General features: G+C 66.7%; 26 protein-coding genes. 14 read left to right on the forward strand and 12 right to left on the reverse strand.

The annotated features are described in order from the left end of the window. Nucleotides 1–16 precede the first annotated feature (16 nt). The 3 genes from MFM001_RS15800 to MFM001_RS15810 are packed head-to-tail and all read left to right on the forward strand — an operon-like array spanning nt 17 to nt 4,006. Nucleotides 17–1,522, forward strand: a complete 1,506-nt coding sequence (locus tag MFM001_RS15800) for a carboxylesterase/lipase family protein (protein ID WP_116376225.1) — start codon at nt 17–19, stop codon at nt 1,520–1,522. A 7-nt stretch (nt 1,523–1,529) separates the two neighbouring features. After that, nucleotides 1,530–3,521, forward strand: coding sequence for a phosphotransferase (locus MFM001_RS15805; RefSeq protein WP_116376226.1), 1,992 nt, complete (start codon nt 1,530–1,532; stop codon nt 3,519–3,521). Continuing rightward, complete coding sequence (locus MFM001_RS15810; RefSeq protein ID WP_116376227.1) at nt 3,494–4,006, forward strand: gluconokinase; 513 nt, start codon at nt 3,494–3,496, stop codon at nt 4,004–4,006. Before MFM001_RS15805 ends, MFM001_RS15810 begins: the two co-directional genes overlap by 28 nt. Here the strand turns inward: MFM001_RS15810 and MFM001_RS15815 are convergent. Next, entirely contained in the window at nt 3,996–4,481 is a 486-nt protein-coding gene (locus MFM001_RS15815; protein ID WP_116376228.1) for an RDD family protein, read from the reverse strand. The genes MFM001_RS15810 and MFM001_RS15815 overlap by 11 nt on opposite strands. Nucleotides 4,482–4,501: 20 nt before the next feature. Between MFM001_RS15815 and MFM001_RS15820 the strand changes: the two genes are divergently transcribed. Then, nucleotides 4,502–4,873, forward strand: coding sequence for a DUF2784 domain-containing protein (locus MFM001_RS15820; RefSeq protein WP_116376229.1), 372 nt, complete (start codon nt 4,502–4,504; stop codon nt 4,871–4,873). Here the strand turns inward: MFM001_RS15820 and MFM001_RS15825 are convergent. Genes MFM001_RS15825 through MFM001_RS15835 form a run of 3 tightly spaced genes read right to left on the reverse strand, consistent with a single transcriptional unit; the run spans nt 4,859 to nt 6,903 of the window. Then, nucleotides 4,859–5,743 carry a DoxX family membrane protein gene (locus tag MFM001_RS15825; protein WP_116376230.1) on the reverse strand — a complete coding sequence of 295 codons (885 nt, stop codon included), beginning with the start codon at nt 5,741–5,743 and terminating at the stop codon, nt 4,859–4,861. The two genes, MFM001_RS15820 and MFM001_RS15825, sit on opposite strands and share 15 nt — an antisense overlap. 38 nt (nt 5,744–5,781) lie before the next feature. Then, complete coding sequence (locus MFM001_RS15830; RefSeq protein WP_116376231.1) at nt 5,782–6,294, reverse strand: DUF6328 family protein; 513 nt, start codon at nt 6,292–6,294, stop codon at nt 5,782–5,784. A gap of 36 nt (nt 6,295–6,330) precedes the next feature. Beyond that, nucleotides 6,331–6,903, reverse strand: coding sequence for a TetR family transcriptional regulator (locus MFM001_RS15835; protein WP_116376232.1), 573 nt, complete (start codon nt 6,901–6,903; stop codon nt 6,331–6,333). Between the two features lie 58 nt (nt 6,904–6,961). On the opposite strand from MFM001_RS15835, the gene MFM001_RS15840 reads away from it, so the two are divergent. Next, complete coding sequence (locus tag MFM001_RS15840) at nt 6,962–7,636, forward strand: class I SAM-dependent methyltransferase (protein ID WP_238159222.1); 675 nt, start codon at nt 6,962–6,964, stop codon at nt 7,634–7,636. Here the strand turns inward: MFM001_RS15840 and MFM001_RS15845 are convergent. The 3 genes from MFM001_RS15845 to MFM001_RS15855 are packed head-to-tail and all read right to left on the reverse strand — an operon-like array spanning nt 7,620 to nt 10,661. Further along, entirely contained in the window at nt 7,620–8,693 is a 1,074-nt protein-coding gene (locus MFM001_RS15845) for a prenyltransferase (RefSeq protein WP_116376233.1), read from the reverse strand. The two genes, MFM001_RS15840 and MFM001_RS15845, sit on opposite strands and share 17 nt — an antisense overlap. After that, a complete protein-coding gene (locus MFM001_RS15850) occupies nt 8,680–9,411 on the reverse strand; it encodes a class I SAM-dependent methyltransferase (RefSeq protein ID WP_116376234.1) in 732 nt (243 codons plus the stop codon). The genes MFM001_RS15845 and MFM001_RS15850 overlap by 14 nt, the downstream gene beginning before the upstream one ends. Beyond that, on the reverse strand, nt 9,405–10,661 hold the full coding sequence (locus MFM001_RS15855) for a glycosyltransferase family 4 protein (RefSeq protein WP_116376299.1): 1,257 nt from the start codon (nt 10,659–10,661) through the stop codon (nt 9,405–9,407). The genes MFM001_RS15850 and MFM001_RS15855 overlap by 7 nt, the downstream gene beginning before the upstream one ends. A gap of 163 nt (nt 10,662–10,824) precedes the next feature. On the opposite strand from MFM001_RS15855, the gene pncA reads away from it, so the two are divergent. Then, complete coding sequence (pncA, locus tag MFM001_RS15860; RefSeq protein ID WP_116376235.1) at nt 10,825–11,382, forward strand: pyrazinamidase PncA; 558 nt, start codon at nt 10,825–10,827, stop codon at nt 11,380–11,382. Continuing rightward, on the forward strand, nt 11,379–12,209 hold the full coding sequence (locus MFM001_RS15865) for a ketosteroid isomerase family protein (RefSeq protein WP_116376236.1): 831 nt from the start codon (nt 11,379–11,381) through the stop codon (nt 12,207–12,209). The genes pncA and MFM001_RS15865 overlap by 4 nt, the downstream gene beginning before the upstream one ends. Here the strand turns inward: MFM001_RS15865 and MFM001_RS15870 are convergent. Then, nucleotides 12,161–12,508 carry a DoxX family protein gene (locus tag MFM001_RS15870; protein ID WP_116376237.1) on the reverse strand — a complete coding sequence of 116 codons (348 nt, stop codon included), beginning with the start codon at nt 12,506–12,508 and terminating at the stop codon, nt 12,161–12,163. The two genes, MFM001_RS15865 and MFM001_RS15870, sit on opposite strands and share 49 nt — an antisense overlap. 69 nt (nt 12,509–12,577) lie before the next feature. Here MFM001_RS15870 and MFM001_RS15875 point away from each other — a divergent pair, with 69 nt between their 5' ends. Genes MFM001_RS15875 through MFM001_RS15895 form a run of 5 tightly spaced genes read left to right on the forward strand, consistent with a single transcriptional unit; the run spans nt 12,578 to nt 17,537 of the window. Then, on the forward strand, nt 12,578–13,459 hold the full coding sequence (locus MFM001_RS15875; protein ID WP_116376238.1) for a sigma-70 family RNA polymerase sigma factor: 882 nt from the start codon (nt 12,578–12,580) through the stop codon (nt 13,457–13,459). Beyond that, nucleotides 13,449–14,768: a sugar ABC transporter substrate-binding protein gene (locus MFM001_RS15880; RefSeq protein WP_116376239.1), complete on the forward strand. Its 1,320-nt coding sequence runs from the start codon at nt 13,449–13,451 to the stop codon at nt 14,766–14,768. Before MFM001_RS15875 ends, MFM001_RS15880 begins: the two co-directional genes overlap by 11 nt. After that, nucleotides 14,765–15,655 carry a carbohydrate ABC transporter permease gene (locus MFM001_RS15885; protein ID WP_116376240.1) on the forward strand — a complete coding sequence of 297 codons (891 nt, stop codon included), beginning with the start codon at nt 14,765–14,767 and terminating at the stop codon, nt 15,653–15,655. Before MFM001_RS15880 ends, MFM001_RS15885 begins: the two co-directional genes overlap by 4 nt. 4 nt (nt 15,656–15,659) lie before the next feature. Next, a complete protein-coding gene (locus tag MFM001_RS15890; RefSeq protein WP_116376241.1) occupies nt 15,660–16,484 on the forward strand; it encodes a carbohydrate ABC transporter permease in 825 nt (274 codons plus the stop codon). A 3-nt stretch (nt 16,485–16,487) separates the two neighbouring features. Beyond that, nucleotides 16,488–17,537, forward strand: a complete 1,050-nt coding sequence (locus MFM001_RS15895) for an ABC transporter ATP-binding protein (RefSeq protein ID WP_116376242.1) — start codon at nt 16,488–16,490, stop codon at nt 17,535–17,537. Here MFM001_RS15895 and MFM001_RS15900 read toward each other — a convergent pair. Together MFM001_RS15900 and MFM001_RS15905 are read right to left on the reverse strand one after the other, a co-directional pair. After that, on the reverse strand, nt 17,534–18,454 hold the full coding sequence (locus MFM001_RS15900; protein ID WP_116376243.1) for an SDR family NAD(P)-dependent oxidoreductase: 921 nt from the start codon (nt 18,452–18,454) through the stop codon (nt 17,534–17,536). The two genes, MFM001_RS15895 and MFM001_RS15900, sit on opposite strands and share 4 nt — an antisense overlap. Then, nucleotides 18,451–19,089 carry a TetR/AcrR family transcriptional regulator gene (locus MFM001_RS15905; RefSeq protein ID WP_238159223.1) on the reverse strand — a complete coding sequence of 213 codons (639 nt, stop codon included), beginning with the start codon at nt 19,087–19,089 and terminating at the stop codon, nt 18,451–18,453. The genes MFM001_RS15900 and MFM001_RS15905 overlap by 4 nt, the downstream gene beginning before the upstream one ends. Nucleotides 19,090–19,177: 88 nt before the next feature. On the opposite strand from MFM001_RS15905, the gene MFM001_RS15910 reads away from it, so the two are divergent. Then, entirely contained in the window at nt 19,178–19,990 is an 813-nt protein-coding gene (locus MFM001_RS15910) for an acyl-CoA thioesterase domain-containing protein (protein WP_116376244.1), read from the forward strand. Nucleotides 19,991–19,993: 3 nt separating this feature from the next. On the opposite strand, the gene MFM001_RS15915 is transcribed toward MFM001_RS15910, so the two are convergent. Both MFM001_RS15915 and MFM001_RS25085 read right to left on the reverse strand, forming a co-directional pair. Then, entirely contained in the window at nt 19,994–20,971 is a 978-nt protein-coding gene (locus tag MFM001_RS15915; protein ID WP_116376245.1) for an alpha/beta fold hydrolase, read from the reverse strand. Between the two features lie 718 nt (nt 20,972–21,689). Continuing rightward, nucleotides 21,690–21,893 carry a type II toxin-antitoxin system PemK/MazF family toxin gene (locus tag MFM001_RS25085; protein WP_116376246.1) on the reverse strand — a complete coding sequence of 68 codons (204 nt, stop codon included), beginning with the start codon at nt 21,891–21,893 and terminating at the stop codon, nt 21,690–21,692. 89 nt (nt 21,894–21,982) lie between these two features. Here MFM001_RS25085 and MFM001_RS15930 point away from each other — a divergent pair, with 89 nt between their 5' ends. Then, nucleotides 21,983–22,207, forward strand: coding sequence for a ferric uptake regulation protein (locus MFM001_RS15930; RefSeq protein ID WP_116376247.1), 225 nt, complete (start codon nt 21,983–21,985; stop codon nt 22,205–22,207).

Genomic DNA, 22,207 nt, shown 5'->3' on the forward strand with positions numbered 1-22,207 from the left:
TCGCTACCGTCGGAACATGCACGAACACACCGTCCGCGCACGCACCGCCGCCGGCACCGTCGAGGGCTTCACCCGCGACGGCGTGCACCGGTGGCGTTCCATTCCCTACGCCCGCCCACCGGTCGGGCCGCTGCGATTCCGGGCGCCGCAACCGGTCCAGCCGTGGTCGGGTGTGCGGCACTGCCACGCGTTCGCCAAATGCGCTCCGCAAGAGCGCCGCTACACCATCCTCGGTCCCGGCAAATTTCAGCCCAGAGGCGAGGACTGCCTGACGCTCAACGTCGTCACCCCCGAAGACGCGCGCGGCGAATCGCTGCCCGTCATGGTGTTCGTGCACGGCGGGGGATACATCCTGGGCAGCTCGGCAACTCCGCTGTACGACGGCGTCGCGCTGGCTCGCCGCGGATGCGTGTACGTGTCGGTGAACTACCGGCTCGGGGCGCTCGGCTGTCTGGACCTGTCGTCGCTGTCGACGGCCGATATCACCATCGACAGCAACCTTTTTCTGCGTGACCTGGTGATGGCGCTGCGCTGGGTGCGCGACAACATCGCAGAGTTCGGCGGTGACCCCGACAACGTCACCCTGTTCGGCGAAAGCGCGGGCGCCCACGCGGTCGCCACGATGATGGCCGTACCGCAGGCCAAAGGGTTGTTCTCCCATGCTATTTCTGAGAGCCCCGCCTCGGGTATGGTGCGTTCGAGCGAGCTGGCGGCCGACTTCGCGTCGCGTTACGCCGCGCTCCTCGGGGTACGCCGGCAAGATGCCGCCCATGCGCTGATGCAGGCGACGCCCGCCGAACTGGTTGGCGCGCAAAACCGTCTGATCGACGAGGGTGTGCGAGACATCCTGGGCGCCTTCCCGCTCGGCCCGGCGTTCGGCGACGACTGCCTGCCGCTGGATCCTCTCGAGGCGATGCGCCGCGGCGAGGCACACCGTATTCCACTCATCGTCGGCACCAACGCCGAAGAGGGCCGCCTGTTCACGCGCTTCCTGCGGCTGCTGCCGACCACGGAGCCGATGATCGAAGCGCTGCTGGCCGAGGTTGATCCGGCTGCGCGGGAACGTATTACCCGCGCCTACCCGGACTATCCCGAGCCGTCCGCATGCATCCGGCTCGGCGGCGACTTCGCCTTCGGCTCGGCAGCGTGGGAAATCGCGGAAGCCCACGGCGCCCACGCGCCAACCTATTTGTATCGCTACGACTATTCGCCGCGTACCCTGCGCTGGTCGGGTCTGGGTGCCACCCACGCCACCGAACTGCTCGCCGTCTTCGGTGTCTATCGCACCAGACTGGGTGCGCTGCTGACCGCGGCCGGCGATCGGCGGTCCGCGCTTCGGGTCAGCAACGAAATACAAAGGCGCTGGCGCTCATTCAGCCGCACCGGGGTACCGGGCGACGACTGGCCCGCCTATACTGACCCCGACCGCGCCGTCATGGTCTTCGACCGCAACTCCCATGTCGAATTCGACCCGCACCCCGAGCGGAGGATGGCATGGCAGGGCTTTTCGCTGGCGCGGTGATCTCACGATGATGCCACAGGCGGACACAGTCGTCGAACGCCCAACCGACCTCACCGCAGCATGGCTGACCGCTGTGCTGGGCACCGGGACCGTCACCGATTTCACCGTCGAACGCATCGGCACGGGCCAGATGAGCGAGTGCTACCGCGTCTATCTGACCAACAAAGATGTTGGTGCACAGCGAGATTCGGTGGTGCTGAAAGTCGCGGCCACCGACCCGGTGAGCCGTCAAACCGGGCTGAGCCTGGGTCTCTACGAGCGTGAAGTCCGTTTCTACCGCGAAGTTGCGCCGCGACTGTCCGGCCCAGTGGCGCCGTGCTACCACGCCGCGATCGACGCAGCGTCCGGCGCCTTCGACGTGCTGCTCGGCGACGCGAGCCCGGCGGTCGTCGGTGACGAGATCCGCGGCGCCACAGCCACTCAGGCCGAGCTTGCGGTGCGTGAACTGGCCCGCTTGCAGGGCCCGCTGCTCGGTGACGCCGCGCTCGCCGACGCGCCGTGGCTGAACCGGGACACGCCAGTCAACCAGGCGCTGATCACCCAGCTCTACGCCGGCTTCGTCGACCGCTACAGCGACCGGATCGCACCGCAACACCGCGCGGTGTGCGAAAGGCTGGTCGGCGCCTTTGACGCGTATCTGGCTCAGGAGTCGGACAGCCTGCACGGTCTGGTGCACGGCGACTACCGCTTGGACAACATGCTTTTCGGTGCCGTCGGCGCCGAGCGCCCGTTGACAGTAGTCGACTGGCAGACGGTCACCTGGGCTCCGGCGATGACCGATCTGGCCTACTTCCTCGGCTGCGCGCTGCCGGCGGCGGACCGGCGCATACAGTACGACGGGCTGCTGAGTGCCTACCACGATGCGCTCGGCGCAAACGCACCGATCAGTCTCGGCGACGTGCGTGAAGGCGTGCGCCGGCAGAGCTTCTTCGGGGTGATGATGGCCATCGTGTCGTCGATGCTGGTGGAACGCACCGAGCGTGGCGACGCGATGTTCATGACGATGTTGGAACGCCATTGCGAGCATGTGCTCGACACCGACGCGCTGGCGACGCTGCCCGCACCCGCGCCGCTGGAGCCCCTGCGCCCGTCGCACGACGACGAAGCCGCGCACACCGCGACCGGCGAGTCGCTGTGGAGTGAAAGCTGGTATGCCGACTTCACCGACGCCGCACAGGGTTTCGGTGGCTGGGTCAGGCTCGGGTTGATGCCCAACCAGAATCGGGCATGGCTGCACGCGCTGCTGTGCGGGCCCGAGATGCCGACGATCGCGGTCGTCGAGTTCGACGCCCCGCTACCCGCCGACCCGTGGGCGCTGCGAACGGACGCCGCCCACTTCACCCACTCCGCCGACACCCCGCTGCAGACGTATCGCGTTGGGCTGCAAGGCCGCGGCCAGTCTTACACAGATCCGTCCGCGCTGTTGCGTGGCGAGGCCGGTGAACCGGTCGAGGTGGCAATGGATCTGGTGTGGACCACCGACGGCACACCGTATCAGTACCGGCTGACCACCCGCTACGAGATTCCGTGCACGGTGTCGGGCAACGTCACCGTCGACGGCACCCCATACCGCGTCGACTCGGTGCCGGGCCAGCGTGACCACTCGTGGGGAGTGCGCGACTGGTGGGGGATGGACTGGAACTGGAGTGCACTGCATCTCGACGACGGAACCCACCTGCACGCCGTCGACATCCGGATACCCGGCACTGAACCGATCGGTATCGGTTATGTCCAAAACAACGACGCAGTCACCGAGTTGACTGCCGTCGCCGGTCGGGAAGTATTCGGCGACAACGGGTTACCGACCGAAGCGGCGTTGGCCGTCGACCCCGGCGGCATCACCGCGACGGTTGACCTGCGCGGCCACGCGCCGCTGCGGCTCGTCGGCGACGACGGTCGCGTCAGCCGGTTTCCGCGAGCGTGGGGCAGCGTCAGCACCGCCGACGGCCGAACCGGCGTGGGCTGGCTGGAATGGAACCGCAATCGGCCACCGCAGTGACTGCGACGCCGCCGATCGTGGTGATGGGGGTTTCGGGATCGGGGAAATCGACGGTGGGTGCGGCCCTCGCGCGTCGCCTGAACGTGCCTTTCGCCGACGCCGACGCCCTGCACCCCGAAGCCAACATCGCCAAGATGGCCGCGGGTAAACCGCTCGACGACAACGACCGTCACCCGTGGCTGGATGCCGTCGGGGAGTGGCTGGCCGATCACTGCGACGGCGGGGTGATGAGCTGCTCGGCGCTGCGGCGCACGTACCGCGACCAGTTGCGCGAACACTGCCCGAAGGTCCGGTTCTTGCACCTGAGCGGCTCACCGGAGCTGATCGCCGCCCGGCAGGCCGGTCGCACCGGCCACTTCATGCCCTCGTCGTTGCTGAAGTCGCAATTCGAGACCTTGGAACCCCTCGAACCCGACGAGCACGGGATCACGATCGACGTCGACAACTCCGTCGACACGATCGTCGAGAGCTACCTCAGCGCTTGACCACCTGGGTGCCGCCGGCCAACTCGTCGTGCTTGCCCTGCTTGGTCGGACTGGAACTGATCGTCGCGGCGATCACCACATAGGCGATGAAGGCCAGCAGGCCACCGAAGTAGGGCACGACCGCCAGCAGAGTGAACGCGTTGCGGATGGCCGACTGTTTCGCGTCGGGCCTGGGCGCGCCGCCGGCGCCGCGGACCGCCAGCCCGAGCAGCTTCTTACCCGGGCTGGAGCCCTGGGTGACTTCGAAGAGCACGAAATAGCTGAACATCAGCACACCGGAGAACAGTCCGGTCACCAGGAACCAATAGTCCTTGTCGAGCATGAACAGCGAGAGCACGAACGCGACGATGTTGACGATGATCCCGTCGATCAGCCGGGCGAAAAAACGTTCGCCGAGCCCGCCCGGTCGCCGATCAGAAGGCGGCGGGGGATACCCGTACTGCGGCGAATTGGGATCGGGCTGAGGTGTCGTCATTGTATTTACGATACTTAGCGATGTACGAATCGGTGGTGGCGCTGGCGGTAGCCACCCATTTCGCCTTCATCGCCTACCTGGTCGTTGGCGGGTTCGTCGCACTGCGCTGGCCACGCACCATCTGGCTCCACGTCCCCGCGGTGCTGTGGGGTGTTGCGATCACCACGGCGCATCTCGACTGCCCGCTCACCTGGGTGGAGCGGTGGGGCCGCGCGAAAGCCGGCATGCCGCCGCTGCCGTCGCAGGGATTCATCGCCCACTACATCACCGGGGTGCTGTACCCGGCCAGCTGGGCCGGGGCGGTGCAGGTTGCGGTGTTCGCCGTGGTGGCGGCGTCGTGGGTGCTCTATGGGTGGCACGCACGGCACCCGTCGACATCAACCCAGCGGTAGCGCGTTTCGCCAGGCCGGCTGGTTAACGGCACGGCGCAACCGCTTGCGACGGCCGTCGGCCCGCTTGCGCGCGGTATCGGCCAATTCGGTGCCGCGCTCACGGGCGGTTTCCGCGAACTCGCTACCGCGCTCACGGGCGATCTCGGCGAACTCCGCACCGCGCTCGCGGGCGATGTCGGCGAACTCCGCACCGCGCTCGCGAGCGGTTTCGGCGAGCTCAGCGCCCCGCTCACGGGCAGCCTCGACCAGCGGGGCGCTCCTTTCGGCCGCCACGCTGGCCAATTCGCGACCGCGTTCGGCGCCGAGCTGCAGGCCGTGACCGATCCTCTCCCCGAGATCACCGATCCGTTCGCCGAGCTCGGAGTCGAGCAGCGCGTTGTCGGATCCGCCGAGCGGCAGCGCACCCGACACGGCTTCGGAAATCCGGCCCGCGGCCCGTCGACTACGCCATCCCAGCGACGGCTTTCCCTCGGTGTCGGCTGCGGCGATGATCAGCCCGCCGAGCAAGCTCAAATCGGTCAGGAAGTCGCGGCGTTGCTGGGCTTTGCGCTGCGGGTCGGACTCGTTCCAAAACAGGTGCCCGCCAAGGCTGCCCGGGATCACGGTGAACGCCAAGGCCGCCGAGGCGATCCGCGGCATCTTCCCGGTGGCAAGCAGCAGGCCGCCACCGACCTGCACGGCCGCATTGATCCGCGCGGCCGTCTGGGGGTCGGCGGGAACCTTGGGCCCTACCGGATCGGGCAGTGTCCGCAAGGCGTCGAGGGTGGGCTGCGCAGCATCGGCGCTGCTCTGTGGGTTTCGCAGCGTCTCGACACCTTGGCCGATGAATACCGCTGACAACAGGGGGCGAGCGATTCTACGAAGCAACATGGCGGATATGTTCCCAGGCTGACCGATGCGCAAACCGATCAGTGGTCCGGCGGGGCGCCGGTACTGCGCATCCACAGTGGTAGCACCACCCACAAACCGGCCAGCGCGATCAGCGCACACGCCCCGGCGACCAGACCGGCGGTGTGGCCGGCGACCGAGTCGAAAATGACCACCGTGACGCCGACGAGCGCCAACCCCAGCAGCAACAAACCGGTGTACGCGAACCGATGCGCGGTCGACACCAGTGCTTTCAAACGATGCCGCCGAAACAGCAACCGATGCATCCCAACTGGCGCGACCAACAAAACGGTCGAGCTGATCGAGCAGGCGACGGTGGCCAGATACACCGCGCGCATCGCCGGCCCGAGCCCGTTGAACCGCTGCTGAAACGGCAACGTCAGCAGAAAACCGGTCAACAGCTGGACACCGGTTTGCACCACCCGCAATTCCTGCAGCAGGCTGGCCCAATTGCGGTCCAGTCGTTCGGTTTCCGTTTCCGAGCGGGCAGCTTCATCCCAAGGCTGATCGCGCTCCGGATGGTCGACGTCCACGCCTCGAGATCATGCCAGCCGCGCCTGGCGGCCGGCTTATTTCAGCAGCAGCCGCGCCGAAGTCTCCAGTCGCTCGGCGATCTGCGCATACGACGCGTAACCCATCCCCGCGCGCACCAGCGCCCCCGCATAGAGCAGTTCCAGCGATTCGACGACGTCGGGAGCGCCGTCCGAACCCAGCGCGGTGAGCAGGCGTTGGTGGATCTCGCGGCCGATGCGCAGCCGCAGATGCTTGACCTCGGGATCCTTGCCCAGCAACGCGTTGGTGACGGCCCCGGCCAGCTCGGGCTCGTCGGCGACCAGCAGCGCGATGTGCCGCAGTACCCCGATGACGCGGTCGGCGGGATCCGGCGAGTCGTTGGGCGGAACCGGCGTCGACGCCAACCGCCGCCAGAAAACCTCGGCGACAAGGTGCTCCTTGGACGCGAAATACGTGTACGCCGTCGCGGCGCCGACGCCGGCCACGGCCGCAACTCTGCGAATCGTCAACCCGGAGAAGCCTTCTCGGCTCAGCACCTCGATTGCAGCGTGGCCCAGCCGGTCGACGGTGTCGGCTTGCTTGGCGGTCAGCCGCCGTCTCGTCGACTCCCGGGCTACCGGGTCGGACACGTGTCCGGACACTACTACAACGTAGTATGGGCGGCAACCATATCTGCAGGTCCGATGAATGAGATTCAAGGTGATGACGAGCCACGCCGAGCGCACCCAGCGGTTATTCGAACTCGCCGAGCGGGTGACCGGCTTCATGCCCGCCGACGAGGGTCAGGCGTTGCACGACGCGGCGCTGCACTACTTCGATGGCGGTGTCGGAGTGGAGATCGGCACCTACTGCGGCAAGTCGACGGTGCTGCTGGGCGCGGCCGCAGCCGCGACCAACAGCGTGCTCTACACGATTGACCACCACCACGGTTCCGAGGAGCATCAGCCGGGCTGGGAGTATCACGACGCATCTCTGGTCGACGACGTCACCGGGCGGTTCGACACCCTGCCCACTTTCCGGCGCACGCTCGACGCCGCCGGCCTGGACGACAACGTCGTTGCGGTAGTGGGTAAGTCGGCCGTGGTCGCACGCGGCTGGCGCACCCCGCTGCAGCTCCTGTTCATCGACGGCGGTCACAGCGAGGCCGCGGCGCAGCAGGACTTCGACGGGTGGGCGCCGTGGGTGGCCCCGGGTGGCGCGCTGGTCATCCACGACGTGTTCCCCGATCCGCGCGACGGCGGCCAGGCTCCATATCAGATCTATTGCCGCGCACTGCAAAGCGGCGAGTTCGCAGAGAGGTCGGCGACCGGCTCGTTACGGGTGCTGGAGCGTACGACGGCTGCTGTCAGCCCGGTGGACTGAACGCGCACTCGCAGTCGTAGTCGCCTTCCAGCCCGCGCGGCAGGTCGGTGCCGCGGAAGATGCCGCTACCCGCTGTGGTGCACGACAGCGCATCGGCGGCAAGGATCACGGCGGCCCCGGTCCAGGTCGTCCGCTCCACGGGCCAGCGTTTGCCGTCGCTGAAAACCAAGCCGGTCCAATAGGATCCGTCTTTTTCGCGCAGGTGCTGCATCGCCGCGAACTGGCGTAGCGCCTCCTCGCGGTTGCCCATCGCGTCGAGTGCCAGGACCAGTTCACAAGTTTCGGCGCCGGTGACCCAGGGCCGGTCGTCGACGCATCGGATGCCGAGCCCGTCGACCACGAAGTCACTCCACCGTTCGGCAATCCGGGAATTCGCTGCCCGACCGCGCAGCGCACCCCCGAGAATCGGGTAGTACCAATCCATCGAATGGTGCGGCTTTTCGGTGAACGCCGACGGGTGCGCGGAGATCGCATGGCCCAGCCGGCCCAGCGCCATTTCCCATTCCGGTTGCGGCTCGTCGAGGTGGTTCGCCAACGCCACTGCGCACCGAAGGCTGTGGAAGATGCTCGCGCAGCCGGTCAGCAACGCCTCGGGCAGCGGTCCGGAAAGGCCGCGCGCCCAGCAGATTTCACCGTCCGGCTGCTGCAATTCCAGGACGAACTCGATCGCGTCGCGCACCGTCGGCCACATTGCGGTCGCGAACTCGCCGTCGCCGGTGACCAGCACATGGTGCCAGACCCCGACCGCGACGTAGGCGCAGAAGTTGCTGTCGCTGTTGGCGTCCTCGACGACGCCTGCCCGCAGTTGGATCGGCCAGGAGCCGTCATCGCGCTGTTCGCGCCGGCACCAGTCGAAGGCGTGGCGGGCCGGTTCGATCAGCCCGGCCGCAGTCAGTGCCATCGCGCATTCCACATGGTCCCACGGATCGGTGTGCCCGCCCTCCGACCACGGGATGGCACCTGACGGTTCCTGCACCGCGACAATAGATTCCGCCGTTTGCCGGCATTGTTGTGGAGTCAGGACGTCGCCGACGCCCGGTATGTCAGACCAGTTCAACGGCCGCCACCGGTTTCTCGAAGTACAGCGCGACGCTCTTGCCGACCAGCGGGTTGAGCGCCGATTCGGCCAGCCGGGTGATCCACGGCCGCTGCATCATGTCCCACACCAGCAGCCGGTGATAGGCCGCCACGGCCGGATGATCCGAATTCGACACTCCCACAGCACATTTCAGCCACCAGAACGGAGCGTGCAACGCATGTGCATGGTGGCTGTGGGTGTATCGCAGCCCAGCAGCGGTGATTTTGGAGCGCAGCCGACTGGCCCGGTAGATCCTGATGTGGCCGCCGTCGTTGCTGTGATAGTCGTCGGAGAGCAGCCAGCACACCTGTTCGGGCAACCACCGGGGCACGGTGACGGCCAGCGTGCCACCGACTTTGAGCACCCTGATCAGCTCGCCGATCGCGGTGTCGTCGGCGGGCACGTGCTCCAGGATTTCCGATGCGATGACGCAGTCGAAGGTGCCGTCGGGGTAGGGCAGCGCCAGCGCGTCGCCGACGACGGTCTCGGCGGTTGCCGAGGCCGGGGCTTCGCCGGCTTCCGCCATGGCGCGCAACAGGGTGCCGACCTGCTCCAGTTCGGCGGCGTCCTGGTCGAACGCCACCACGTCGGCGCCGCGACGGTATGCCTCGAAGCTGTGGCGGCCGGCGCCGCAGCCGACGTCGATGACCTTGGTTCCGGGCCCGACGCCGAGCCGGTCGAAATCGACGGTCAGCACGGCTCGGCCACCGCCGGCGGGGAGGTGCGCGCGATCGCGCGTTCGTAGACGCGGGCGGTCTGCGCGGCCACCGACTCCCAGCTGAACACCTCCAGTGCTCGCCGGCGCCCGGCGGCCCCGAGCCGGCGCCGCTGCTCCGGTGACCCCAGCAGCTCGCCCACCGCCCGGATCAGCTCGGCGGCATCGCCCGGCGGGACCAGCCGGGCGCAGTCGCCGTCGGGTCCGAGCACTTCGGGCAACGCGCCGGCCCGGCTGGCCACAATCGGCGTACCACTGGCCATCGCCTCCACCGCCGGCAGCGAGAAGCCTTCGTAAAGCGAAGGGATACAAGCGATCTCAGCCGATGCGAAGAGCCCCGCCAGCTCGCTGTCGGACAGCCCGCTGGATGTGTGGACAATGTCGGAGATCCCGAGTTCGGCGATCAGCTTCTCGGTGGGGCCGTTGGGCTCCAGCTTGGCGACCAGCTGCAGTTCCAGGTCGTGTTCGACCCGCAACTTGGCCACCGCCTGCAGCAGATGCCCGACGCCCTTGAGCGGCCGGTCGGCGCTGGCGATCGCGATGATCCGCCCGGGCACTCGCGGCTGCCCCGACGGCGCGAACAGCCCGGTGTCGACACCGAGCGGCACGACGTGCAACTGGTCGGGTGTCACGCCGAAGTCGGTGATGATGTCGGCGGCCGACGACGACGAGACCGTCAGCAGGTCGGGAATGCTGCGGGCCACCCGCTCCTGCATCTTCAGGAAGCCATACCAGCGGCGTACCAACGGTTTACGCCACCATCGGGCTGCGCCGAGATCCACCAACCGGTCGCGGGTGATCGGGTGGTGCACGGTCGCCACCACCGGCAGTCCGGTGGCCGCGATGGTCAGCAGGCCATCACCCAGGCTCTGGTTGTCGTGCACGACGTCGAACTCGTCTGCCCGCTCCGCCAGCAGGCGCGCGGCCCGCAGGCTGAAGGTGCGCGGCTCGGGGAAACCCGCCGTCCACACCGTGCCCAGCTCGAGCAGGTCGATGCGGTCCCGGATTTCGCGCGGATGGGGGATCCGGAACGGATCGGGTTCCCGGTACATGTCCAGGCTGGGCACGGGCATCAGCACCACGCGCGGATCGAGGCCGTCGGGATAGGGCTGACCGGAGAACACCTCGACGTGGTGTCCGAGTTCGACGAGGCCGCGGCTCAGGTGCCGGACGTACACGCCTTGTCCGCCGCAATGCGTCTTGCTCCGATAGGACAGCAAAGCAATACGCATGCTCATGCCCGCTTCGCTGCGGCGTGGCCGGAATCAATCACGGCAGAGGGATCGGTCAAGTCGTCGGCGAACTGTCTGGACACGTGTCTGGACTATAATTTGACAGGCTACGTGATGCAACGTACCAGTAGCCTTGGCGCCTGCCGGCGATACGGTGGGTGATATGCGGGCGTTGATCATCGTCGACGTGCAAAACGACTTCTGCGAGGGCGGCTCGCTGGCCGTGAACGGCGGGGCCGCCGTGGCCCGAGCCATCTCCGACCACGTGAACGCCTCGGACTATCCGCACGTGGTGGCCACCCAGGACTTCCACGTCGACCCCGGCGACCATTTCTCCGACCACCCCGACTACACGTCGACCTGGCCGCCGCACTGCGTGGCCGGGACTCCCGGCGCGGAGCTGCACCCCGATCTCGACGCCAGCCGGATCGAGGCGGTCTTCCGCAAGGGCGCCTACAGCGCGGGATACAGCGGTTTCGAAGGCGTCGACGACGCCGGCACACCGCTGGCCGACTGGCTGCGACAGCACGGCGTCGACGAGGTCGACGTCGTCGGACTCGCCACCGACCACTGCGTCCGCGCAACCGCCGAGGACGCCGCGCGAGCCGGCTTCGCCACCCGGGTACTGCGGGACCTGACTGCGGGTGTGGGGGAGAAGTCCACCGCCGCCGCCCTCGACGAGCTGCGGAGCGCCGGCGTCGCGGTGTTGCAGAACGCATGATGGACCAGACGCAGTCAGCTCTGCTGGCCGCGGTCGAGCAATCGCCGCAGGCCGCCGCCGCACACGACCGCGCGGGCTGGGTAGGGCTTTTCACCGACGACGGGCGCGTCGAGGATCCCGTCGGCTCGCGACCGCATGTAGGCCCGGAGCAAATCAGCCGCTTCTACGACACCTTCATCGGGCCGCGCGACATCACGTTTCACCGCGACCTCGACATCGTCCGGGGCTCGGCTGTCATCCGCGATCTCGAGCTCGAGGTGGCCATGGGCCCGGCCGTCACGATGCACATCCCGGCCTTCCTGCGCTACGACCTGCGCGAGGCCGACGGCACATGGAAGATCGCGGCGTTGCGGGCCTACTGGGAACTGCCGAGCATGATGCTGCAGTTCCTGCGCAACGGACTGCCGGCCGTGCCCGCCGGTCTCCAACTGTCGCAAGCGCTGTTAGCCAACCAGCGATTGCGTGGAACCCTCGGCTTCGCGACTGGCTTTCGCCGCGCGGGCTCACGCCACAAACAGCTGGCCGGCATCTTCCTGGACGCTGTTGCCTCCGGAGACAAATTCGCCGCTTTGCGAACGCTCTCGCCCACGGCCACAATGACTTTCGGCGACGACGAGGACGTCGACGTCACTGATCTGATCGATCGGCTCGGCGGTGCCAACTGGACAAAGATCATCGGCGCGGGCCGCACCGTCGCGGCCTCGGTCACCGCACCGCAGGGCCGTGGCGTCATGTTCGCCGATATGGCCCAGCGCGGCACAGCAATTCAGCAGATCCGTTACTTCGCGGCCAGCAGCACCAATGACGCCGTTGCCAACAACAGGTAGGCGCCCGGAAACGCGATGTTGTAGAACACGCCGGCCCGAACATGGGTGACGATCGCGCCGACGAAGAACAACACCAGGCCCGCCGCGGCCGCGATGCCGATCGCCGGCACGACCAGACCCGCGAGCAGCCCGACGGCGCCGGCCAGTTTGAGCGTTCCGAGCATCGGCAGCCAGGAGCGCGGCACGCCCACCTCGGCCGAGTTGGCCAGTACGAACCCGGCGGGAATGTAGTCGGCCACCGCGATTCCCGCGGTGACCACCACGGTGATCGTCGTGACAACGAGGTATGCAATGCTCATGGCTGGTCTCCTTGGCAGCGGAACGTTGGTCTCACCTCGTTGACGAGTGCCGCGCAGGAAAGGTGACCCATGAGCCCCATCGAGGAGCTTGCGCAGCGGTTCGAGAAGGACCGACAACACCTGCGTTCGGTGGCATTTCACCTGCTCGGTTCCGCCGCCGACGCCGACGATGCGGTGCAATCCGCCTGGCTGAAGGCCAGTCGCGCCGATCCGGACACAGTCGAGAACCTGACCGGGTGGTTCACCACGATCACGGCCCGCGAGGCCATCGACCAGTTGCGCGCCCGCAGCAGACGAGCCGAGCGGCCGCTGGAGGAGCTGGATCATCCGGCAGTGGCACCCGCCGACGAGGACGTCCTGCTGGCCGACTCGGTCAACCGGGCGCTGCTGGTGGTCCTCGACCGCCTTTCACCCGCGCAGCGCGTTGCGTTCGTCTTGCACGACGTGTTCGCTGTGCCGTTCGAGACCATCGCCGAGCTGCTGGACCGCTCACCGGACGCGGCCAAGAAGCTGGCCAGCCGGGCCCGTGCGCGCCTGCACGCGGCACCGTCCGTCGAACCCACGCCGACGGCCGAGCACCTCCCGATCGTGCAGGCGTTCCTGGCGGCATCGCGCGGCGGCGACATCGCCACGCTGCTGCATCTGCTGGCCCCGGATGTGGTGCGCCGGGTCGACCGCGTGCTGGTGCCCGACGACGTGCCCACCGAAGTCCGCGGCGCCCGGCAGGTCGCTGAGGAAACCCGGCGCTTCACCGGGCGTGCCGCGGCCGGCACCGTGCTGCTCATCGACGGAGCACCCGGCATCGCGATCGCCCCGGGCGGACGGCTGCAGGCGCTGCTGGTCATCGCGATCGAGCGCGGCCGCATTGCGACCATCGACATCATCGGCGATCGCGATCGGCTGCGCGCCGCCGCCCTCGCACTGCCAGAATCAAAGCGCCATGGTCGCTAAGCCGTTCGGACGGCGGACACTGCTGCGCGGCGCCGGTGTGCTCGGCGCGGCGTCGCTGGCGCCGTGGCCGTCAGCGTGCGCACCCGACGACGATGCGCTGACCTTCTTCTTCGCCGCCAATCCCGAAGAGGCCGACGCCCGGATGCGTATCGTCGACGCGTTCGAGCACTGGCACCCCGACATCAAGGTGCGCACGTTGCTGTCGGGACCGGATCCCATGCAGCAGATGTCGACGTTCTGCGCCGGCGACAAGTGCCCGGATGTGCTGATGGCGTGGGAATTCAGCTACGCCGGGCTGGCCGATCGGGGAGTGCTGCTGGACCTGAACACCATGCTGGCCCGCGACCCGGCCTTCGCCGCCGAACTCAAACGCGACAGCATCAGTGCACTGTACGAGACCTTCACGTTCGACGGCGGACAGTACGCCTTCCCGGAACAGTGGTCGGGAAACTTCTTGTACTACAACAAGAAGCACTTCGCCGAGGCCGGTGTGCCGAAGCCGCCGGGACAATGGGATCGGCCGTGGAGTTTTGCCGAATTCCTCGACACGGCCAAGGCTCTCACCAAACGCGACCAGTCGGGGAGAGTGACCCGGTGGGGTTTTGTCGACACCTGGGTCGCCTCCTACTCGGCCGGGCTGTTCGGGATGAACAACGGTGTGCCGTGGTCGAATCCGCGAATGAACCCCTCACACCTCAACTTCGACAACGCGGCGTTCCTCGACGGGATACAGTTCTACGCCGACCTGTCCAACAAGCACAAGGTCGCGCCCACCGCATCGGAGACACAGTCGATGTCGACGATGGACCTGTTCTCCTCCGGCAAGGCGGCCATGGCGCTCGGCGGGCACTGGCGCTACCAGACCTTCGATCGCGCCGAGGGATTGGACTTCGACGTCACCGTCTTGCCCACCGGCCCACACGGTCACGGCGCCAAGTCCAACATCGGTACCACCGGCCTCGCCATTGCGGCGAGTAGCGGTCGCAGGCAGCAGGCGTGGGAGTTCGTGAAGTTCGCCGCAGGCCCCGTCGGGCAGGCGATCATCGGTGAAACCAGCCTTTTCGTCCCGGTGCTGCGCTCGGCGATCAACTCCGCCGGGTTCGCCGACGCGCACCGCCGGATCGGCAATCTCGCGGTGCTGACCGGCGGGCCGGCCCACTCCGAGGGTCTGCCGGTCAGCCCGGCGTGGGAGAAGATCAACGCGTTGATGGACCGCAATTTCGGGCCGGTGCTGCGAGGCAGCCGGCCGGCCACGTCGCTGGCGGGCGGACTGTCGCGTGAGGTCGACGAGGTGCTGCGCAATCCATGACGGCCATCGACTCGCGGCGACGTGCGTGGGCTGGGCGACTCTTCGTCGCCCCGAACCTGATAGCGGTAGCGGTGTTCATGCTGTTCCCGCTGGGCTTTTCACTCTTCATGAGCTTCCAGAACTGGGACCTGTTCACCGCCCCGAAGTTCGTCGGGCTGGCGAACTTTCGGCATCTCTTCACCGCCGACCCGCTGTTTCTCATCGCGGTGCGCAATACGGTGATCTTCACGGTCGGCACAATCGTGCCGACCGTCCTGATCAGCCTGGCCGTCGCCGGCCTGCTGAACCGGAAAGTCAAGGGCATCGGCATCTTTCGGACGGTCGTCTTCGTGCCGTTGGCCATGTCGTCGGTGGTGATGGCCGTCGTCTGGCAGTTCGTGTTCAACACCGACAACGGGCTACTCAACATCATGCTCGGTTGGATCGGCATCGGACCGGTCCCGTGGCTCATCGAACCTCACTGGGCCATGGTTTCGTTGTGTCTGGTCAGCGTGTGGAAAAGCGTGCCTTTCGCCACGGTCATCCTGCTGGCGGCGATGCAGGGGATTCCGGAAACCGTGTACGAGGCGGCCAGAATCGACGGCGCACGGGAGATCCGGCAGTTCGTCTCCATCACCGTGCCCCTGATCCGCGGCGCCCTGACGTTCGTGGTGGTCATTTCGATCATCAACGCGTTCCAGGCTTTTGACCTCGTCTACGTGCTCACCGGCCGCGACGGGGGACCGGAGACCGGAACCTACGTGTTGGGCATCATGCTTTTCCAGCACGCCTTCGCTTTCCTGGAGTTCGGTTACGCGTCGGCGCTGGCGTGGGTGATGTTCGCCATCCTGCTGGTGTTGACCGTTGTGCAGCTACGGTTCGCGCGTCGCCGGGCCTGGGAGGGCTGACCATATGATCAAACGCAGTGTCCTGCGCGCCGCCGCGCTGTATGCCGCGCTGGTCGGTGTCGCGTGGTGTGCAGTGTTCCCGATCCTGTGGGCGGTCTCGGGCTCGCTGAAGCGCGAAGGCGAGGTGAGCGAGGCAACGCTGTTCCCGTCGCACCCGCGATGGTCGAACTACGGGGAAGTCTTTGCCCTGATGCCGTTTTGGCGAATGTTTGTCAACACGCTTATCTATGCCGGATGTGTGACGGCCGGGCAGGTGTTCTTCTGCTCATTGGCCGGATATGCGTTCGCGCGGCTGCAATTCCGCGGCCGTGACACGGTGTTCGTGCTCTACCTGGGCACGCTGATGGTGCCGCTGACCGTGACCGTGATTCCGCAGTTCATCCTGATGCGGCTCGCGGGCTGGGTTGACACCCCGTGGGCGATGATTGTGCCGGGGTTGTTCGGCACGGCGTTCGGCACCTATCTGATGCGCCAGTTCTTCCGGACGCTGCCAACCGATCTCGAGGAGGCGGCGATTCTCGACGGCTGCACGCCGTGGCAGATCTACTGGCGGATCCTTTTGCCGCACGCCCGGCCTGCGGTCATGGTGCTGGCGGTGCTCACCTGGGTCAATGTGTGGAACGACTTCCTGTGGCCGCTGCTTATGCTGCAGCGCAAGAGCATTGCCACGCTGACGCTGGGCCTGGTGCGGATGCAGGGCGAGTACGTCGCGCGGTGGCCGGTTCTGATGGCCGCGTCGATGCTCATCCTGTTGCCGTTGATCATCGTCTACGCGGTGGCCCAACGCGCCTTCGTCCGCGGCATCGCGTTGACCGGATTTGGCGGCTGACCGATGGCGTCGGTGACCTTCGAGCAGGCGACGCGCCGCTATCCCGGCACGCAGCGGCCGGCGCTGGATGGCCTGGATCTGGCCGTCGACGACGGTGAATTCGTCGTGCTGGTGGGGCCGTCCGGATGCGGCAAAACGACGTCGCTGCGAATGATTGCCGGCTTGGAAACCGTTGACTCCGGGCGCATCCGCATCGGCGATCGTGACGTCACCGACGACGATCCCAAGGACCGCGACGTCGCGATGGTCTTTCAGAACTACGCGCTCTACCCGCACATGACCGTCGCGCAGAACATGGGTTTCGCGTTGAAGATCGCCAGAACCCCGAAGGCCGAGATCCGTGAGCGCGTGCTGGATGCGGCGCGGCTGCTCGATCTGGAGCCCTACCTCGACCGCAAACCCAAAGACCTTTCCGGCGGACAGCGCCAACGGGTGGCGATGGGCCGTGCGATTGTCCGCCGCCCGCAGGTGTTTCTGATGGACGAACCGCTGTCCAACCTCGACGCGAAGCTGCGGGTGCAGACCCGCAACCAGATCGCCGGACTGCAGCGGCGGCTGGGCACCACCACCGTGTACGTCACCCACGACCAGGTCGAGGCCATGACGATGGGCGACCGGGTCGCGGTGTTGCGTGACGGTGTGCTGCAGCAGTATGCGCCGCCGCGGGAGCTCTACCGCAACCCGGTCAACGTGTTCGTCGCGGAGTTCATCGGCTCGCCGGCGATGAATCTGTTCACGCTGCCAATGGCTGACCAGGCTGTGTCGCTGGGTGATTGGCTGATCCCGGTGCCGCAAGATATTGCCACCGATCAGGTGACGGTCGGCATCCGGCCAGAACACTTCGAGGTGGGCGGGCTCGGCGTCGAGATGGAGGTCGACGTGGTCGAGGAGCTCGGCGCCGACGCCTACCTCTACGGGCGGGTCGCCGCAACCGAGCATCCGGTGATCGCCCGCGCCGACGGCCACAACCCACCGGCGCGGGGCAGCAGGGTCCTTTTGCGGCCTCAGCCCGATCATCTGCATTTCTTCGGCGCCGACGGCTGCCGGATCTAGCGGGCCAAGCCGGCCAGCTCGATGCTGGTGTCCCACAGGTCGGCTGCTTTGGCGCGGTCGTAGGAGTCAGCGGACGAGCGGGTGTTGCGCTTGCCCGAAAAGTAACGGCCTGACGTGTTTTCCAACGCTGGGTCAGTGACCAGCCTGGCCAGCGCCTGGGCGGATTGCGTCGGGGTGTGCACGTTGATGCCCGGTACCACTGTCAGCGCCGGGAGGAGGTAGCGCCAGGCGAATGCCTGGAATCCCGAATAGTCGCGGGCCAGCCCGGTTCCCGGCATCAGACCCGGGTCGAATGCGTTGACGGTGACGGATGCCGGTCCGAATTCCCCTGCGGCTAACCGGCGGTCGAGCTCATAGGTCGTCAGCACATTGCACAGCTTCGACGTGGTGTATCGTCGGCGTCCGACTAGCGCCGCGTCCTTCGTGTCGTCCGTCGAGGGATAGGCCAACGAACGCGCGTCGGTGTACTGCGGTGCAGGCATGCCAGTGTGCCGGTCGGGATCGTGAGTATCGCTGGCCACCAGCACAATTCGTCCTGGCATCGTCATTGTGGGCAGGAGGAGGTGGAGGAGCAGGAACTGGGCCAGGTGGTTGACGACGAACGTGGTCTCCATCCCGTCGCTGGTACGACTGTCGCCGGATACGAGTTGGATGCCGGCGTTGCAGACCACCGCGCGCAGCGGCACGCGACGTCCAGACAACTCGGCGGCGAATCGCCGGACGTCGTCAAGCGATGTCAAATCCAGCGGCAAGCCGGTCACCTCGCTGCCGGTGTCGCGCGCGAGATCCTCGGCCGCTTTCGCGGTTGCATCCGCGTTGCGTCCGGTGATGATGACCGACCAACCCTCTCGGGCAAGCAGTTTCGCGGTCCGGTAACCCAGGCTGCCGGTGCCGCCGGTGATCAGGACTGCGGTCACGGTGTGGACTCCTCTCGGGTGGCGCGATTGATGGCAACGGGCGCCAGCGCGCGGATCGCCGTGAAGAGGTCGGCATACATCTGTCGCAGGTCGGTGGTCTCCGGCTCGAGTTGCAAGGCAAAGAAACAGCCGTCGGAGAAGGCGACCGCAAAGCGGGCAAGATCTTCGGCTGCACGGTGTGCCGTGTCGGCGTCGCACAGCGGCGTCAGTACATGCTCGATCGCCGACCGGAAGTAGGCCAAGGCGTGACCACGGACGCGTTGCACTGTCTCGGCGGCGGTCTCGTCGTGTTGGCCCTCGATGGCCAGCGTGTAGAACAACCGCAGGAAGTCTGGGTTGGCGGCGACGGCGTCCGCTCCTTGGGCTTGTAGCGCCTCGGCGTGCTGTTCCTCGGACCCGTCGAAGTCTTCCCAGCGCGGCAGCGCGGCAAACCATCGGTCGGCGCCGCGTTCCATCACCGAGGCCAGCAGGCCGTCTTTGCTGCCGAAGTGCCAATACAACGACGTCACCGGCACGCCTGCGGCCTTGCAGATCGCCGAAACCGGCGTTGCCGCGTAGCCTTTCTCGGCCATCAGCCGTTCGGCGGCATCGAGCAACTGGTCCCGCGATCCTGTGTCCTGCCGCGCACGGGTCACTCAGCTACTGTAGCGAGCGCTACATACATAAGCAAGTGTCAGGGCGTCCGGTCGCCAAGCGGACTCCGTGCTGTGCGAAGATGCCGGAATGGCGACGGAAGCGGCGCATTTCACTCTGGCCGAAAGCGGCGAATTCATCCCCACTCAATTTGCGCAAAGCCATTGGGGCGACGACCATCTCAACGGTCCGGCCGTCGTCGGGTTAGCTGCCAGGGAACTCGAACTCACCTGCGGATCACCAGATTTCATGCCGGCACGGCTGACGGTGGACTTGTTCAGGGCAGCGCGCGGAGTACCGACGACGGTCGTCGTGCGACAACTGCGCGACGGTCGACGAGTACGCAGCGGGGAATGCGACGTCTTACAAGACGGACGCACCGTCGCCCGCGCCACACTGCTGCAGTACCGGCGATCCGCTGCGCCACCGGGCCGCCTGTGGACGGCGCCGGTATCCTTCGAGGCTCCGCCCGAGCTGGATGACACGTCGCTGACGCGGATCGGAAGCGACCAAGGCGGGTGGAGCCGATCGCCGGGCGATCACCAGAACGATACACGTAAACGCTTCTACAACCGCGCCATCGAAGTTGTTGCGGGGGAGAAGAACTCGCAGTTCGTTCGGGCTGCGATGGGCGCCGAGGCGACCAGCCTGGTGACGAATCTCGGCACGAGGGGAGTGGGTTACATCAACGGGGATTTGAGCGTCGCATTGGCCCGTCTGCCGGTCGGAGAATGGATAGGCGTACAGGCAGACTCGCATTGGGCATCAGACGGAATAGCCGTCGGGACCGCAACGCTTTTCGATCAATCCGGTGCATTCGGATCCGGCATGACCACCGCGGTCGCCAATCCGGCAGCACAGATCGATTTCACCAACGATCCATTCCCCCAACGGAGCCCGTAGCCGCTAGGGTGCAGGACTTTGCTCAGCGTCGGCGCCACTGCGGGTCGTTGCGGTGCCGATGAAGTCGACCGCGGCGCGAATAGCGGGGCGATGCCGCAAAAGTCGGTAGTGCGCCAGCCGGCCGAGCCCCCGGGTGGTCATCAACTGTGCGCCGGGCCATGAGTCGACAACCTTGCGGCTCGACTCCCAGGGGCTGTCGAGATCGTCGGGATCGTGGATGAGCAGCATCGGCGGGTAGCCGGTACGGGCGGCAACCCGAACCATGTTGGTTTCTTGCAGCGGCATGTCGATACGGTGCTCGAGACGCCGATGCAGACCCGAGCGAATCCGCGGGCCGAAACCGTGGCGCGCCGCGAAGAGATCCAGGTAGAGCGGGAACTCGCCCATCGGCGCCAGGAAAACCAAACGGCCGACCTGCGTTCCCCATGCCGCCGCGAAGGTGACGGCGTTGGCGCCGAGTGAATGGGCAATGACGGCGCGGGCCGGTCCATGAGTGCGGATGACGGCCGCGACGGCCTCGGCGCACTCGATGGCCGTCGTGCGGCCGGGCGCGAGCACGCCCGGGTCGGACTCGTTGTGACTGGGCAGGTCGAACGCGATAACCCGATGCCCTGACTCGACGAGCGGGTTGATGAACACGCCCAAGTGCGGACGACGACCACCCCACCCGTGTACCAGGTAGACCGGCGGACCGTCGCCCCATGATTCGCCGACGATCCGGTGCCCGTCCCAGTAGGCCTCCAACGGCTCGCCCGGAGGGACGCCTGGCGGCATACGCAGGCTCGACTCGATCACGGGCGGGGTACACCACAGCTCGACGGCCCACCGCGATCCCAGGCCAGGCGCGAGTCGCTCCAACAACCAAAAGGTCCTGCGCACCCAGCCGGCCACTGGCGGCTGGACACCGGAACCGTTGACGTCGAGGGCAACCCCCGAAGCCCGTGCCGGCGCGGACGCGGTATCGCCGTTTGCTTCGGTCATGTTGCGCGATCCTAACCTGCGGCGATCTAACCGCGCCGCAGCGGATTGACTCTCATCGGGCTAGAAAGGGGCCGCGCTTGCGCAGGCTGGTGATTGCGTAGTCGGCCTAGTGGGTAGTCCTCTGACACTGACGTCCGGCTTGGGCTGGGCGCTTCTGATGGGAGGGCTCGATGAACATGTTCGTTCGCCGAATGGCGTGCGCCGTTGCGGTGGCGTTGGCGCCCATGACGTATGTGGCAGCAGTGTCGCCCGGCGTGGGCTCGGCTCAACCCCCTGATTGCGGTCCTGGCAATTGGTGGAATCCGGGTGCCAATGCTTGCCAGCCCACAGCGCCCCCTGACTGCGGTGCGGGTAACTGGTGGAATCCGGGAGCCAACGCGTGCCAGCCTGTGACGCCGCCGCCACCGCCTGACTGCGGGCCGGGCAACTGGTGGAATCCAGGCGCCAATGCCTGCCAGCCCGTGGCGCCGCCACCGCCCCAGTAACGGGTCGGAGCGTCACTGACCGGTAGATCTCACTGTTACGAAGCCGCCGAATAGCACTGCGCCCCAGCCGATTTCGTCACAGTGGCGATTTGCGGTGGCTTCGGTTGCTGGTATTCGCAACGCACATCAAGCCGGTGGCGTACCGACTCAACCAGCTTGGGCCTCAAAACATTTGGCCCGAGCACAAGCCGCACCGCTCGAACTGGTAACGGTGCATGTTCAAGAGGTGCGAGTTACTGCGGGTGGTGCAGGAAGTCGTCAAGCCAGCGCCCAATCTGGCGCAGACATTCTGGCTCGACGCTGCCGGCGCGACCGGTGATTCGGCTGTAGCTGATCGTGCGGGGCTGTTCGGTCATTGCCCACGTCGGTTTCGGCAGGCGTAGCCGCCCAGTGAGTCGGACGTGGTGGGGCGCGGGGGGAGAGGGAGGAAGGCTCATCGATCACCGGCTACGTGTGTCGAACCCGGTGTGGCCCGTTGAGCTGAAATCTGCATCGATTGAGCGCTGTCGCGCGTACCCTGGCCGGTATGGTCAAGACCAAGACCTGCGCACATTGCGGCCACACGTTCGAACCGAATAACTGGCAGCGGGATCTGTCTGATCCGGAGTGGCTTCCGGAGGCATCCGCCTATTGTTCGCATGAATGCAGTGACCAGTTCCATCGCGAAATGGTGCATTGCTGCTCGACTCACGTGAAAGAGAAGGCTCGGCGCGAAGCCGCCAAAACGGCGCAAGTAACGGGCACCCGATAA

The organism is Mycobacterium sp. MFM001 (genome assembly GCF_003402475.1).
In the GTDB taxonomy this organism is placed as follows: Bacteria; Actinomycetota; Actinomycetes; order Mycobacteriales; family Mycobacteriaceae; genus Mycobacterium.